This is a genomic window from Flavobacterium sinopsychrotolerans (assembly GCF_900110375.1).
Classification (GTDB): Bacteria; Bacteroidota; Bacteroidia; order Flavobacteriales; family Flavobacteriaceae; genus Flavobacterium; species Flavobacterium sinopsychrotolerans.
In genome coordinates, this window is sequence record NZ_FODN01000009.1 from 57,354 (window position 1) to 71,927 (window position 14,574).

The following is a 14,574-nucleotide window of genomic DNA, read 5'->3' on the forward strand; positions in this document are numbered from 1 at the left end:
ACACAACAACATGACTAACATTGTTTTATTTGGAAAGCCAGGAGCTGGTAAAGGAACTCAAGCAGAGTTTTTGAAAGAAAAATACAAATTAACGCATATTTCCACCGGTGATGTATTTCGTTTTAATTTAAAAAACGATACTGAATTAGGCAAGCAAGCAAGAGTATTCATGGATGCCGGAGATTTAGTACCGGATGAATTGACTACAAAAATGCTGATTGATGAGGTAAATAAACATCCGGATACAAACGGAATTTTGTTTGACGGATATCCAAGAACACTTTCGCAAGCCGAAGCTTTAGATGCATTTCTTACTTCAATAGGTTCAAATGTTGCTGCAACAATTGCGCTCGAAGCCGATGATGAGATTTTAGTGCAAAGGTTGTTAGAAAGAGGAAAAACAAGTGGTAGAATAGACGATCAAGATGAAGAAAAAATCAGAAATCGCTACCAAGAATACAATGAGAAAACTGCGCCTTTGATGAATTATTACGAGGAGCAAGGGAAATTTTTCGCCGTGAATGGAATTGGTTCCATTGCAGAAATTACCGAAAGAGTAAGTAACGTTATTGATAATTTATAGGAGCAATTCCAGCTGTACGTTACAAGTCCTCAATAAAAAAAACATTTTTCTAAGTCATAAAAGGAGCTTCCTTTGGTCGCTCTTTTATAACAAGAAAAATAGTTTTTTTACCTCCGGGCTTTTCACTTCCATCTGGGCTACACTATTACGCATACAAAAAACCGATTTCAAAAAATTAGAAATCACATTTTAAGATATAAACGAATCAAATAAGAAATTGGAAATAGTAATAATATTTTTTCTGATACTGTTAAATGGGGTTTTCTCGATGTCGGAAATTGCATTGATTTCAGCACGAAAAAATAGACTAGAAACCGCAGCGAAAAAAGGAAATAAAAGTGCTAAAATCGCTTTAGATTTGGCAAATTCTCCCAATAAGTTTTTATCAACTGTACAAATAGGAATCACCTTGATAGGAATTCTTACCGGTATTTATAGTGGAGACAAAATAACTAAAGATGTTGAAACTTTTATAAAAGGATTTGAAGCTTTGGTGCCTTATGTGCATCCAGTTGCGGTAGGTATAGTTGTTGTTACTTTGACTTTTTTCTCTCTTGTTTTAGGGGAATTATTACCAAAAAGAATTGGACTAAACCATCCGGAAGCAATCGCAAAAGCAGTGGCTCTTCCGATGAAAATAGTTTCAATAGTTACCGCGCCATTTATTTGGTTGTTGACGCATTCAACTGATTTTTTATTGGATATTTTACAGATAAAACCCACCGCTGACGGTAAAGTAACCGAAGAGGAAATAAAGGCAATTATCAAAGAAGGAACTGAAGGTGGTGAAGTTCAGGAAATAGAACAAGATATTGTTGAGCGCGTTTTTCACATTGGTGATAGAAAAATAAATTCATTGATGACACACAGGAAGTCAGTGGTTTTTTTACCTTTGCATTCTGATAAAGAGCAAGTTAGGGAATTTATGCTTAAGGAGTTGCATTCTATTTATCCGGTTTACGGTGAAAATTATGATGATATTGTTGGGGTTGTAAATCTGAAAAACATTTTTGCTCATTTTGAAAATGAAAACTTCAATTTGTCTGCTATTATGACCGAAGCTCCTTTCATGATGGAGCAAACTACGGCTTATGTAGCTTTAGAAAATTTTAAAAAATCAGGAATTCATTATGCTTTTGTATCGGATGAATATGGTGTTTTTCAAGGAGTAATTACCTTGAATGATATTCTGGAAGCATTGGTTGGTGATGCTTCAGATTTTTATAAAGATGATTTTCAGTTGATAGAAAGAGAAGATGGAACATGGCTGGTTGACGGACATTATTCTTTACACGATTTCTTGACCTACTTTGAATTAGATGAATTAATCAATGATTATGAAGTAACTACCGTAAGCGGACTAATAATGACTGAACTCTCTCATATTCCAAAACAAGGGGAGAAATTAGTTTGGCAAAAATTTGAGTTAGAAGTTATCGATATGGATGGCGTGAAGATTGATAAAGTGATGGTGAAGGCGATTAAATTATAAAAATAGATGTATGTTGGAAGTTTGAATGTGTTCAATCTGAAAGCTGAAATCTGAAATTAAAAAAAATGACAGAAGGGAATTTTGTAGATTATGTTAAAATATATGTTTCATCCGGTAAAGGAGGAAAAGGATCTACGCACTTGCACAGAGAAAAATTTATTGAAAAAGGCGGACCTGACGGTGGTGATGGTGGACGTGGAGGACATGTATATTTGGTGGGTAATAAAGGTCTTTGGACATTATTTCACTTAAAATTCGCCAGACATATCAAAGCTGGAAATGGTGGAGATGGTAGTGGTGATAGAAGTACAGGCGCTGATGGTGACGATAAATTCATTGAAGTTCCTTTAGGAACCGTTGTAAAAGACAAAGAAACAGGAGAAATATTATTTGAAATTACCGATGACGGTGAAAAACAAATTCTTTCTCGCGGTGGAAAAGGAGGTTTAGGTAACTGGCATTTTAGAAGCTCTACGAATCAAACGCCAAGATATTCACAGCCTGGATTACCTGGTGTGGAAATGGATGTAATTTTAGAATTGAAAGTACTAGCTGATGTAGGTTTGGTAGGTTTTCCTAATGCAGGAAAATCAACACTATTATCGGTACTAACATCCGCTAAACCAAAAATTGCGGATTACCCTTTTACAACTTTAAAACCAAATCTTGGAATTGTAGCCTACAGAGATTTTCAATCTTTTGTAATTGCTGATATTCCAGGAATTATTGAAGGTGCGGCCGAAGGAAAGGGTCTTGGACATTATTTCTTGCGTCACATTGAACGTAATTCGACTTTGCTATTTTTAGTTCCAGTGGATACTCCAGATATCAAAGCAGAATATGATATTTTGGTAAACGAATTGACGAAATACAACCCTGAAATGCTTGATAAAGAGCGTTTGTTGGTAATTTCTAAATGCGATATGTTGGATGATGAGTTAAAAGCAGAATTGAAAACCGAATTAGATGTAGCTTTCAAAGATGTTCCTTATATGTTTATTTCTTCTGTTGCTCAACAAGGTTTAACAGAGTTGAAAGATAAATTATGGAAAATGTTGAATGACTAATTCTTGATTTTAAATACATTATAAAAACCGTCTCGTATATATTGCGAAACGGTTTTTTTATTGCTATTTCTCAATAGTTTTTATTCTGATTCCTTTGGTGTGACTGCTAAATTCAGGCGCATACATACTTTGAATAGTTGTAATTCCATTTGAGAAATCACCACTGTTATTTACCCGAACATCGTATTCCAGAACATAAGTTCCTTTGTTTATTTGGTCAAAAAAGAAATGAGTTGCGGCATCTTTTGTGCTTTTATAAAAACCCAATCCATCTTTGTATTGGTAAGCTGAAAGCACATCTACGGGTTCAAAACAAGAAGCACGCATGTCTTTTAAATGCACAAATTCCATATCTTCTTTGGCAGAAATTACTAATCTAACTGTAACTAAATCTCCAATTTTTAATGGATTATTTGAATTGATTCGTTCCAATATTTCTCCTTTGCCAGTATTTTTCTTTACATACAATTCTTTGGAAACTGATAATGCAGTGCCAGAATTGGTTTTTATTTTATCTAATTCTTCAAAGTATTGCCAGTAAACACCTCCAAAACCAGGAACTTTCGATTTGTTTTCGATAGAAATATTTGCCATATCTTTTTTGATTTCTTCTGCTTTCCAATTGAGCTTTACGTAACCTGTTTCTGCTTCTTTTTCGTTTTCAGCTAATTTTTTAGTCAATATTTTCTCGGTTCCAATTTTAAAAATTGTGTTGTCTTTGACGCTCAACCAATCGGTTCCTTGCATCAATAAAGCATAAATTGCTTCGGTGGTGGATTTTGTGGTCGGCCAGTTTTTGCTTTGCTTGTTTTTTAATAACCAAACCTTCATGGCGTCTACTGATTTGGTATCATTACCAATTTCGGCGAAGGCCTCAATCAAGAGTGCTTGGGTTTCTATCGGGGCCTGATACCAATACCAGCCTGATTTGTGGGCAATCCAATACATTCCCCAATCATCGTTGTTAGAAGCGGTTTCTTTTAAACTTTCTAGAATTTTTTTGGCAGTTTCTTTTTCGCCAAAGCGATTTAAAGTCAAAGCAGCCAATCCTTTTTCATATAAAGAGTAAGTCAACCAATCTTTTTTAGCGGTTTCGAGATACAATTTAGTTGCTTTTTTTAACGTGTCCGAAAGTGGATAATTTTCAAGGTAGAAACTTCTGGTATATAAATAATGTAAATCGGAATGTGGATTGAACCAAATCAATTTTTCGGTTGTTTTTAATTTTTCCGTTCTGGTTTTATGGTATTGTAAAAATTTTTGGTCCAAAAACGGAATTCCGGTTGCGGAAATTTGTTTGATTTTGGAAGTGGTATTTTCATTATTACTTAGTTTCGAAAGATGTCCTAAACCTGCCAAAATATGTCTGGTTATGTATTCATTTTCGGTACTTCCTTCAAACCATGTGAAACCTCCAGATGAAATTTGTTTTTGTTTCAGCTTATCAAAAGTTGTTTCTTGTGCATTTTTCATTTTTTCCAAATCGAAAAGTAAAGCAAGATTTTTCTTTTTCTCTTCTTCGCTTTGAGCATCATTTATCCAAGGAGTTTCAGCAAGAATCATTGCTTTCAGTTCCTCGTTTTCTTCCAGTTTCGAATTCAATTTTCCGTTTTTTCTCCAAGTTTCGAATAGATTAGAGATTTTTGGATTGCTTGAAATAATTTCAGAAGCGAGAGCATTCGCATAATATCGAGCAAAGGTCTGCTCGGCGCTTTCGTGTTCGTATTCCATCAAATACTGTAACGACTGAATGGCAATCCAAGCTGGATTTGATGTGTATTCTAACGTAAATTGATGGTTTCGTAAAGTGGTCGAACTGTTGTTTTTTAGGTTTTCGAAGGTGTATTCTTTCTTGGAATTATCTCGGACCCAAATTGGAATACTTTCGGTAACCAGCATGTTATTGGTCAAAACGGGCAGTATGTTTTCTTCACCATCCGAAAAGTTTCCTGCTTTCGCCAAAACTTTATACTGAACCCCTTGAAGACCTTCTGGAATATAGATTTTCCAATTCACGGTTGTATTTCCAAAAGGAGCAATTTTGAAGTTTTTTACTGTATTTGCGTTTTCCATTTTAACATCGATTGGCTGCATTGTGGTCGCATCAAAGAGTTGCAAAAGAGCAATTCCAGTTTTGGCTTCATTGGTAATGTTTGCCACCTTTGCGGTGATGACTATCGAATCTTTCTCTCGGAAAAAACGAGGGAAATTTGGTGTAACCATTAACTCTTTTTGAGTAATCACATTTTTTTCTACATAACCAGAAACGGCCTCTTTGTTGTGCGCCAACAATCGGAGTTTCCAAGCAGTCAAAGCTTCAGGCGAAGTAAAATTGAAACTTACTTTTCCTTTCGCATCTGTTTTTAAATTCGGATAAAAGAAAGCAGTTTCCGAGAGGTTTTTTCTGGCTTTCACTTGAGTCAAGGCTTCTAATGCTTTTTTGGTAGTGATGATAATGACGCCGTTAGCTCCTTTGCTTCCGTATAATGCAGAGGCTTTTTCACCTTTTAGAACATCAATAGCAATAATGTCGGAGGGTGAAATTAATCTGAATTGTTCTTCAGTTGTTGGTTCGCCATCAACGATATACAAGGCATTTTTGTAGTTACCTGAAATACTTGAGTTTCCTCTAATTGTTATTCCACTAGCTTTTCCTTCTAATTTCATCTCGATTCCTGCACTGTTATAAATTTGATTGTCTGCTTCTTCTAGAACTACCGGTGCAGCCGCAGTTAAAGATTTCTTTTTTACACTACCATATCCCACAACAATTACTTCTTCTAAGCTATTACTGGATTCCTCTAACTGCACATCAATTATGTTTGAGTCAATTGTGATTTTCTGAGATTCGAACCCAATATAGGAGAACGTTAGTTCTTCGCCAGTTGCAGCTTCTATTTGGTAAAACCCATCAAAATCAGTTGATGTGCCTCGTTCAAGCCCATTCACAATAACACTCACGCCCGCTAATGGTTCTTGGCCGTCAGAAACTATCCCTGAAATCATTTTTGAATTTAGCGGTTTTTTACTTTTATTATTTAGCTGTTTTTGGTATTCTTTTAGTTGCATTGTTGTGAAAGAATCGTTTATGTTGAATCCAAACCACATTAATTTGGTAGTTTCGTAATTCAGGTCTATGCGATTTAAAATAGGATTCAGATTCCGAATGTAACTCGATGTCTTATCAAATCCTAAACTCGTTTTAAAGTTATCAGAGTTGTAGTTATAGCCATTAAATTTCAAACCATTCCAATCTCTTTTGGCAAACTGATCTAACGAACTGTCATACATTGAGGCCAAAACTTCAGCTTCTTTAGTAGTGTTAGATGTTTTTAATTGAAATGACCAATTTTCAGTGCTTCCGGGTTGTATTTTGTTTCTAAAACTTTCTACAGTAAATTCTAATTTGGGTTCTTCTTCTTTGAGAATTACTTCTATTTGGTCGTAGAAAGTTTGATTTTCAAAAATACTTTCAAAACCGATCTTCATACTTTTTTCAAATTCTTTTTTTAGGGGGATTTTGACAATAGTTTCGTTGTTTTGCAAGTGGAAAGTATTTTCAAAATAAAGGAAACTTTGGTAATTTCCAGTGGTGTTGATATACAGTTCTGGAATAACCGACGTTAATTTTACTAAAACAAAACCATCTTTTTTAGCATCAGTATTAATTTGTTCAGCGACAAATAATTTACTTGAATCGATTTTGTCTTTGCTTTGTATCAATTGGAAATTAGAAATGGTTTCTATTGGATTTTCAAAAGCATCTTTAGCAGAAAAAACTACTTTATAATTTCCGTATTTGTAATTTGAAATAAAATCTAGTGCTAATTTCTTGTCTTTTTCAGTGTCAATTTTTTTAGAAAAGACAAGAATTTCTGTGGGTTTTACAGCGTTTGGTTGATTATTGTATTCGTACGGAAAGTAGCGCTCAAAATCTTCTTTTGAGATGGTTTCAATTTCTGGTTGCGGAAAAACTCTGGATTTAAATTTTGTCGAAAAAGGACTCACATAATAGAGTTTGATTTCGCCTTTAACGGCTAAAAATTCTCCGTTGAGATTGGTGCTATTAAATTGTATTTCGTTTTTATTTTTGGTTTCAATTCGGTATGGTATAGTTGCTTTAAGAGTCAAAGAATGGTAGCCAATCCTGACATTTGTTTGGGTTTGGTGGGTTTCGCCATTACTATCCGTAACGGATGCAGAGATATAGTATTCAAAAATGGGTAACTGTTCTTTGGAGGTATTTTCAAATGGTTTAGCAACGAAATTTATTTCGAATTTTCCGGCTGCATCTGTTTTAGTTTCTCCAACTAAAATACTTTCTGATGTGCCGTTTTGGTTGTAATAGTAACCGTTGTTTAAGGTGTACGGAATAAGTGTGACCTTGTAGGTTACTTTTGCATCGGAAATGTTGCTTCCTGCAAAAGCTTTGGCAAGTCCATTTACGCTTACTTTTTGATTAACTTGATACGCATTTTTAAAAGACTCGAAAGTCACTTCAAATTTAGGACGTTTGTATTCTTCAACTTGGAAATATATTTCAGAATTGTCATAATTTACAGTATCCCAAAAAGGATGTTCGTCTTTTGTTTTAACAAAAATAAAATTTGTATCATTTTTATCCGGTTTGTTAGCTGTCATTCTGAAATTTCCTGTCAGTCCATTTTTAGGCAATAAAAATTCTCCGGAGAAAGAGCCGTATTCATTGGTAATCATATTAAATTCTTTGAAAACAGCACCGTTTGTATCTTTGATTGTAATTTTGAAAGTAGTTTTTGCAACAATACTCGTTTTGTCTAGTTCTTTTCGAAAAGCAATTCCCTTATAATAAACCGTTTGTCCAGGACGATAAATGGCTCGATCTAAATAAAATTCGACTTTGCCTTTTGCTTTCTGGTTTTTTACAGAAGTGTAATCATTATAATAATAATTCGAGTAACGACTATTCAGCAGCAGAGAGTCGTTTACTGATGTAAATTCAATAAGGCTATAATTGCGGTTGTTGTTTTCTTTGAGATAGGTTGCTACGCCATTTTTGTCGGTTATAATAGTTTGATTTAATAGTTTAATAGAAACATCTTCTATGGGTTTTCCGGTTTTTCTATCCAGTACCTGATAGTTTTCTTTCTTATCGTTTTCCGAAGTTAGAACTGCAATGTTTGAAACTGTAATAGTTTCGTAAGCAAATGCTTTTGTATTCTTGATGTCAGAATCACTTTCAAAATAAACCAAATAACTTCCTGTTTTTAATGGCGGTAAAAGTACTTCAGTGCTGTATTCGAAATAATTATTCTTTTTTTCAAGTTCATAGTTTTTAGATGCAATTGGTTTTTTGTCTTTAATTATTGCAGCTACTAAACTGTCTTTGTTGTAAGGGGAGTTTCGGAAGTCTTTAGTCGTGTTTTGGTCTATTTTAAAGAAAGAAACCGAAAGACGATTTAGATTTTTATACCGAATAAATGCTCTGGTGTTTTCATCAGTATAACTGAATTTTTGAAGTTGAATATTCAGTGATTTAGAACTAATATTTTGTTTCTTTTGTAGCGCCAGTTTGTGTGCATTAGAAAGATTATTAATGCTGATAATGCTGTCAAGAGTTGCAACGTCTTTAATGTTATAATCCGGATGTATTTCTTTGGAAGCTAGATTGTAGAGAATAATGGCTTTTTCTAACTGAATTTTTTGATTCAGAATTAGGTCTTTAGATTCTTTTTGAATTGTATTTAAGGATTTCATAAATGTTTTATCAGAATCTAGCAAAACGCGATTACAAAATTGAATTCTGTCGAATTGATTTTCTAAATTAGGAGTATTTTTTTCTTGTTTTTGATACAATTCAAGCACTTTTTTTAGTTTTTCATTTTTGACAAAATCAAAATTTAGTTGTAAAAAAGTTGCTGAATTTCCTAAAAGTTCTTTTTCAAACGATAAGAATTCCTTTTTTTGAACTTCCCAATGCGGAATCTGCGGAGTAAGTAACGTAATGTTTTCTTTTAACAAATAGTTAAACAGATTGTCTTTTTTTGTTTTTTCTTCATTATTATAATCAAAAATAAGAAGGTAATTACTCAACGAAGTTTGTTTTAATATTGCTTCGTTAAGGACTGTTTTTTCTAAAGCACGATCGATCTGTTCCGAAAAGTCTTTTGAAGTCCATGTTAAAAATTGATCGTCAAAACTTACAGTATTGGTTCTGTTGTACAGTAAATAGGAATTTTGCTCTTGATAATCAATCAAACATTTTGCATATACTAAATTCAAAATCGCTTTCGATGGAACTGAAGCGTTATCGATTTCAGTTTTCAAATTGTTTATGATTTTGGTTTGCGCATCTTCATCCAACACTTGTAAATATTTGGATTCGTAGAAAAAACACTTGATGATTTGCACTTCGTTTTTATCACGAGAAGCTTTTTGATGAATTTTTGAAACTATTTCATTGGCTGATTTTATTTTTCCTTCGTTCTCATATTCAATTACTTTAAGCCAGTTTTTGTCATAATTTTGTCCAAAAATTGAAGTAGAAAATAAAATGAGGATTAAGAAAATATTTTTCATTAGTTGATTTTAAAATAAGGTGTAATTATTCTTGAATTAAGCGAAATTAATATTAGAAAATATTTCTTACTAAATTACTAATATTTACTTAAAATCAAATCTAATTTATCATATTTCCCTATTTTTGAAGAATGAAACATATTATTTATTTATTTGTATTTCTACCGGTTATGATGTGGAGTCAGTCTGATTTTGAAAAAGCAGAAAAACTGTATAAGGCGGATAAAATGGATCAAGCTGAATTGGTCTTTGAATCTGTTTTAAGGTCCAATCCATCGGATTTAAAAACGATTGAGTATCTTGGAGACATAGCTGGTCATGATAAATCTTGGGATAAAGCAATTGGGTATTATAAAAAACTAAAACAGCTGAAACCTTCTGTGGCTAATTATCACTATAAATATGGTGGTGCTTTAGGCATGAAGGCCAAAGATTCAAACAAGTTTAAAGCCCTTGGAATGATTGATGAAGTGAAAGCTTCCTTTGAAAAAGCAATCAGTCTGAATCCAAAACATATTGAGTCGCGTTGGGCATTGATAGAATTATACATTCAGTTACCTGGAATTGTTGGTGGAAGTGAATCTAAAGCTATAAAATACTCCAATGAGTTATTGCGATTATCTCCCGTTGACGGTTATTTGTCAAGAGGACATATTGACGAATATTTTAAAAGATATACAGCTGCAGAACAACAATATAAAAAAGCAATTCTTGTAGGAGGTTCTAAAACAAGTTATCAAAAGTTAGCCAGCTTGTACAAGAACAAAATGCGGGATCCTGAAAAGGCAAGAACAATATTAGAAACTTATAATAAAAAAATTCAGAATTGATTATAATTTCTCCTGAATCCAAAATCCATAAACCAAAATTAGAATGCGTACACATTTTATAGCTATAGGCGGAAGCGCTATGCACAATCTGGCTTTAGCACTGCACAACAAAGGGTATCAAGTTACGGGTAGCGACGATGCGATTTTTGAACCATCAAAATCAAGATTAGATAAAAAGGGAATTTTGCCTCCAGAATTAGGTTGGTTTCCTGAAAAAATAACTCAAGACATCGAAGCTGTAATTCTTGGCATGCACGCCAAAGCAGATAATCCTGAACTATTAAAAGCGCAGGAATTAGGACTGAAAATATATTCTTATCCAGAATTTCTTTACGAACAATCCAAAAATAAAACACGTGTTGTAATTGGCGGTTCTCATGGAAAAACAACGATAACTTCAATGATTTTACATGTTATGCACTATCATGACATTGCTGTAGATTACATGGTTGGCGCACAACTGGAAGGTTTTGACACGATGGTGCATCTCACAGAAGAGAATGATTTTATTGTTTTGGAAGGAGATGAGTACTTGTCTTCGCCAATTGATCGCCGACCTAAATTTCATTTGTATCAACCTAATATTGCCTTAATTTCAGGAATAGCTTGGGACCATATTAATGTTTTTCCAACGTATGAAAATTATGTAGAACAGTTCGAAATTTTTATTGGCAAAATAACAAATGGTGGGATTCTAGTATACAATGAAGATGATGCTGAAGTAAAGCGTATTTCAGAAGCCGCGACAAACCCAATCCGAAAACTAGCGTATCATACGCCAAAATATGCGGTTAATGACGGTGTGACATTGCTGGAAACTCCAGAAGGCGACATGCCAATTGAAGTTTTTGGAGCGCATAATCTTAATAATTTGGCTGGAGCCAAATGGATTTGTCAAAATATGGGCGTTGATGAAGCTGACTTTTATGAAGCCATTGCCAGTTTTAAAGGTGCTTCAAAACGATTGGAAAAAATAGCAGAAAGTAAAACAAAAGTTGCCTATAAAGATTTTGCCCATTCACCAAGCAAAGTGGCTGCAACTACGAAAGCAGTTAAAGAACAATATCCAAACCGAACTTTAGTGGCTTGTTTAGAATTGCATACCTACAGCAGCTTGAACGCTGAGTTTTTAAAAGAATACGAAGGCGCATTAGAATATGCTGATAAAGCGGTTGTTTTTTATTCGCCTGATGCGGTAAAAATCAAACAGCTGGAAGAAGTGACCTACGACCAAATAGCAAATGCTTTTAATAGAAAAGATTTGATTATTTATACAAATCCAAAAGATTTCAAGGACTATTTGTTTAACTTAAACCTTGAAAATTCGGCTTTGTTGCTGATGAGTTCCGGTAATTACGGCGGATTAAACTTTGATGAAGTAAAGGAATTGGTAAAGTAAAATTGGTATGAAAGACAAAGTAAGGATTGTTAAAACTACCAGTGAACACCCAGATTTTGAAAATTTGATCAAAGCATTAGATGAAAGTTTATGGGAGCGTTATCCGGAATTAAAATCTGATTATTGGGGGAATAATATTTTGGAATTAAATCCAAATGTCGTCATTCTTTATATAGAAGACAAAGCCGTTGGTTGTGGTTGTTTCAAAAAATACGATAAAAATACAATTGAAATAAAGCGTATGTTTGTTTCACCTGAAGTTCGAGGAATGGGCTTGGCGCAAACAATTTTACGTGAATTAGAAGGTTGGGCACATGAGTTAGGATATTCGTTTTCTGTTTTGGAAACTTTATACAAACAAAAAGAAACGATTGCTTTATATCAGAAAACAGGATATGACATAGTTGATAATTACGACCCTTATTTAGGTTTAGAAAATAGTATTTGCATGCGAAAACCAATTTAAACAACAAAATGAATGGCTGAAAATTTCTTTTTCCCTATAACGAATTGGTCGGAAGACGATAAGCCACGCGAAAAACTAATGCTCAAAGGCAAAAGTGTTTTGAGTGATGCGGAATTAATTGCCATTTTGATTGGTTCAGGAAGTAGGAGTGAATCAGCTGTGGATTTAAGCAAACGGATTTTGGCTAGTGTTGATAATAATTTGAATGCATTGGGGAAATTATCGTTGTCTCAACTAATGCAATTCAAAGGAATAGGAGAGGCGAAAGCAATTTCTATAATTGCCGCTTTAGAATTAGGAAGACGCCGAAGAGGAGAAGATGCAGTGGAGTTGAAGAAAATAACTTCGAGTAAAATAATTTTCGAAATCATGCAGCCAATTATTGGGGAATTGCCACACGAGGAATTTTGGATTATTTACATGAATAATTCGAATAAAGTGATTGCTAAATCCCAGTTGAGTAAGGGCGGAATCACCGGAACATTAGTTGATGTGCGAATTGTTTTTAAAACAGCGCTCGAAATGGGAGCTACTGCTTTGATATTGTGTCACAACCATCCTTCGGGAACTTTGATTGCTAGCGATGCCGATAAACAGATTACAAGGAAATTGAAATTGGCAGGCGATAGTTTAGAAATAAAAGTATTGGATCATCTCATTGTAACTGAAACCAGTTATTTCAGCTTTGCGGATGAAGGAATATTTTAAAAATATAAAATGAAACAAACACATATAAAGGACGTTTTTTTTGATTTAGATCATACACTTTGGGATTTTGACAAAAATTCAGAACTGACTTTTGAAACTATTTTCAATAAAAATCATCCGTCAGTAATAACTAAAGATTTTATTGAGAAATATGTTCCAATAAATCAAGAATGTTGGAAATTATACCAATATGATAAAATTACTCATGAAGAATTGCGTTACAATAGACTCAAGTATTCTTTTGATGCAATAAATTACTCGATTTCTGATGAGGAAATTGATTCAATTGCGAATGATTATATCAAGTTTTTGCCAGAGAACAATCATCTTTTTGATGGAACAGTGGAAGTATTGGATTATCTTAAACCTAAATATAATTTGCATATTATAACCAATGGTTTTGCAGATGTGCAATTTAAAAAATTAAATAATTCAAAAATCGGTTCTTATTTTCAGACTATTACTAATTCAGAAATGGCTGGAGTAAAAAAACCAAATTCCATTATTTTTGATTATGCTTTAGATTTGGCCAAAGCCAAAAAAGAAAACAGCATCATGATAGGAGATAGCTTAGACGCAGACGTTCAAGGAGCACTTGACGCTGGATTGGATGCTATTTTTTTTAATGAAAGTAAAATGCATGTTGAAGAGCATATCAAACAAATTAATCATTTATTAGAACTTAAAAAATATTTATAAAGATGAAAAAGCAATTTTTATTATTGTTAGTATTGGTCATTAATTATTCCTATTCCCAGTCTGTGAATGATTACAAAGCTGTTATTGTTCCTGTAAAATTTGATTTTCTCAAGACTGAAAATCAATATCGTTTGAATACATTAACTAAGTTCAATCTAAAGAAAGCAGGTTTTGAAGCATTTTATACTAATGAGACTATTCCAAATGATTATAGTGACCGATGTAGTTTGCTCTATATTGATGTGTTAAGAGAAAATGGCTTTTTGATCTCTAAATTATTTTTAACGCTAAAGGATTGTTATGGTAAAATAATCTATCAATCCGTTGTTGGAAAAAGTAAAGAAAAGGAATATCAAGTTGCTTATAGCGAAGCGTTGAACGAAGCCTTTAATTCTGTTTATAGTTTGAAATATAAATACAACGGGAGTACAATTACTAAAGTTCAACCTGCTACACAACTAGAAGTTGCTAAGCCTGCGGCAGAAACGATTGCTGTATTCAAGACTGTTGTGAGTGAGCCTGTTGTTGTTAATACTGTGCTCGCAGATTCTAATTTATTGTATGCACAGCTTACAGCTACTGGTTTTCAATTAATCGATAGCACGCCAAAAGTTATTATGAAGTTATTCAAAACCTCTCAGCCGAATTCCTTTATCGCAATTAAAGACACGGTTCAAGGTTCATTAATTCTAAAAGATAATCAGTGGTATTTTGAATATTATAAAAACGATAAATTAATTTCTGAAAAAGTAGCCGTTAAGTTTTAGACTTT

Annotated in this window: 10 protein-coding genes; 9 read left to right on the plus strand and 1 reads right to left on the minus strand. The window is 33.5% G+C overall.

What is annotated here, in order from left to right:
• Positions 1–10 precede the first annotated feature (10 nt).
• The 3 genes from BMX64_RS14160 to obgE all read left to right on the plus strand — a co-directional run bounded on the left by BMX64_RS14160 (position 11) and on the right by obgE (position 3,142).
• Positions 11–583, plus strand: a complete 573-nt coding sequence (locus tag BMX64_RS14160) for an adenylate kinase (RefSeq protein ID WP_091173626.1) — start codon at positions 11–13, stop codon at positions 581–583.
• 217 nt (positions 584–800) lie between these two features.
• A complete protein-coding gene (locus BMX64_RS14165; RefSeq protein ID WP_091173629.1) occupies positions 801–2,075 on the plus strand; it encodes a hemolysin family protein in 1,275 nt (424 codons plus the stop codon).
• A 65-nt stretch (positions 2,076–2,140) separates the two neighbouring features.
• Positions 2,141–3,142 carry a GTPase ObgE gene (obgE, locus tag BMX64_RS14170; protein WP_091173634.1) on the plus strand — a complete coding sequence of 334 codons (1,002 nt, stop codon included), beginning with the start codon at positions 2,141–2,143 and terminating at the stop codon, positions 3,140–3,142.
• Positions 3,143–3,205: 63 nt separating this feature from the next.
• On the opposite strand, the gene BMX64_RS14175 is transcribed toward obgE, so the two are convergent.
• Positions 3,206–9,700: an alpha-2-macroglobulin family protein gene (locus BMX64_RS14175; RefSeq protein ID WP_091173639.1), complete on the minus strand. Its 6,495-nt coding sequence runs from the start codon at positions 9,698–9,700 to the stop codon at positions 3,206–3,208.
• Positions 9,701–9,831: 131 nt separating this feature from the next.
• Here BMX64_RS14175 and BMX64_RS14180 point away from each other — a divergent pair, with 131 nt between their 5' ends.
• Genes BMX64_RS14180 through BMX64_RS14205 form a run of 6 tightly spaced genes read left to right on the plus strand, consistent with a single transcriptional unit; the run spans position 9,832 to position 14,569 of the window.
• Positions 9,832–10,530, plus strand: a complete 699-nt coding sequence (locus BMX64_RS14180) for a tetratricopeptide repeat protein (protein ID WP_091173643.1) — start codon at positions 9,832–9,834, stop codon at positions 10,528–10,530.
• Positions 10,531–10,573: 43 nt separating this feature from the next.
• The gene (locus BMX64_RS14185; RefSeq protein ID WP_091173648.1) at positions 10,574–11,929 is read left to right on the plus strand and encodes a UDP-N-acetylmuramate--L-alanine ligase; all 1,356 of its coding nucleotides are present in this window, start codon (positions 10,574–10,576) and stop codon (positions 11,927–11,929) included.
• Between the two features lie 7 nt (positions 11,930–11,936).
• On the plus strand, positions 11,937–12,395 hold the full coding sequence (locus BMX64_RS14190; RefSeq protein ID WP_091173654.1) for a GNAT family N-acetyltransferase: 459 nt from the start codon (positions 11,937–11,939) through the stop codon (positions 12,393–12,395).
• Positions 12,396–12,407: 12 nt separating this feature from the next.
• The gene (radC, locus tag BMX64_RS14195; protein WP_091173658.1) at positions 12,408–13,103 is read left to right on the plus strand and encodes a RadC family protein; all 696 of its coding nucleotides are present in this window, start codon (positions 12,408–12,410) and stop codon (positions 13,101–13,103) included.
• A 9-nt stretch (positions 13,104–13,112) separates the two neighbouring features.
• A complete protein-coding gene (locus tag BMX64_RS14200; protein WP_091173661.1) occupies positions 13,113–13,802 on the plus strand; it encodes a YjjG family noncanonical pyrimidine nucleotidase in 690 nt (229 codons plus the stop codon).
• A gap of 2 nt (positions 13,803–13,804) precedes the next feature.
• Positions 13,805–14,569: a hypothetical protein gene (locus tag BMX64_RS14205; protein WP_091173663.1), complete on the plus strand. Its 765-nt coding sequence runs from the start codon at positions 13,805–13,807 to the stop codon at positions 14,567–14,569.
• Positions 14,570–14,574: the final 5 nt, after the last annotated feature.

What these genes read in the sequence shown, in the direction of transcription:
- BMX64_RS14160 (WP_091173626.1), top strand. Translation starts at nt 11, where the DNA reads ATGACTAACATTGTTTTATTTGGAAAGCCAGGAGCTGGTAAAGGAACT.
- obgE (WP_091173634.1), top strand. Translation starts at nt 2,141, where the DNA reads ATGACAGAAGGGAATTTTGTAGATTATGTTAAAATATATGTTTCATCC.
- BMX64_RS14175 (WP_091173639.1), bottom strand. Translation starts at nt 9,700, where the DNA reads ATGAAAAATATTTTCTTAATCCTCATTTTATTTTCTACTTCAATTTTT.
- BMX64_RS14180 (WP_091173643.1), top strand. Translation starts at nt 9,832, where the DNA reads ATGAAACATATTATTTATTTATTTGTATTTCTACCGGTTATGATGTGG.
- BMX64_RS14185 (WP_091173648.1), top strand. Translation starts at nt 10,574, where the DNA reads ATGCGTACACATTTTATAGCTATAGGCGGAAGCGCTATGCACAATCTG.
- BMX64_RS14190 (WP_091173654.1), top strand. Translation starts at nt 11,937, where the DNA reads ATGAAAGACAAAGTAAGGATTGTTAAAACTACCAGTGAACACCCAGAT.
- radC (WP_091173658.1), top strand. Translation starts at nt 12,408, where the DNA reads ATGGCTGAAAATTTCTTTTTCCCTATAACGAATTGGTCGGAAGACGAT.
- BMX64_RS14200 (WP_091173661.1), top strand. Translation starts at nt 13,113, where the DNA reads ATGAAACAAACACATATAAAGGACGTTTTTTTTGATTTAGATCATACA.
- BMX64_RS14205 (WP_091173663.1), top strand. Translation starts at nt 13,805, where the DNA reads ATGAAAAAGCAATTTTTATTATTGTTAGTATTGGTCATTAATTATTCC.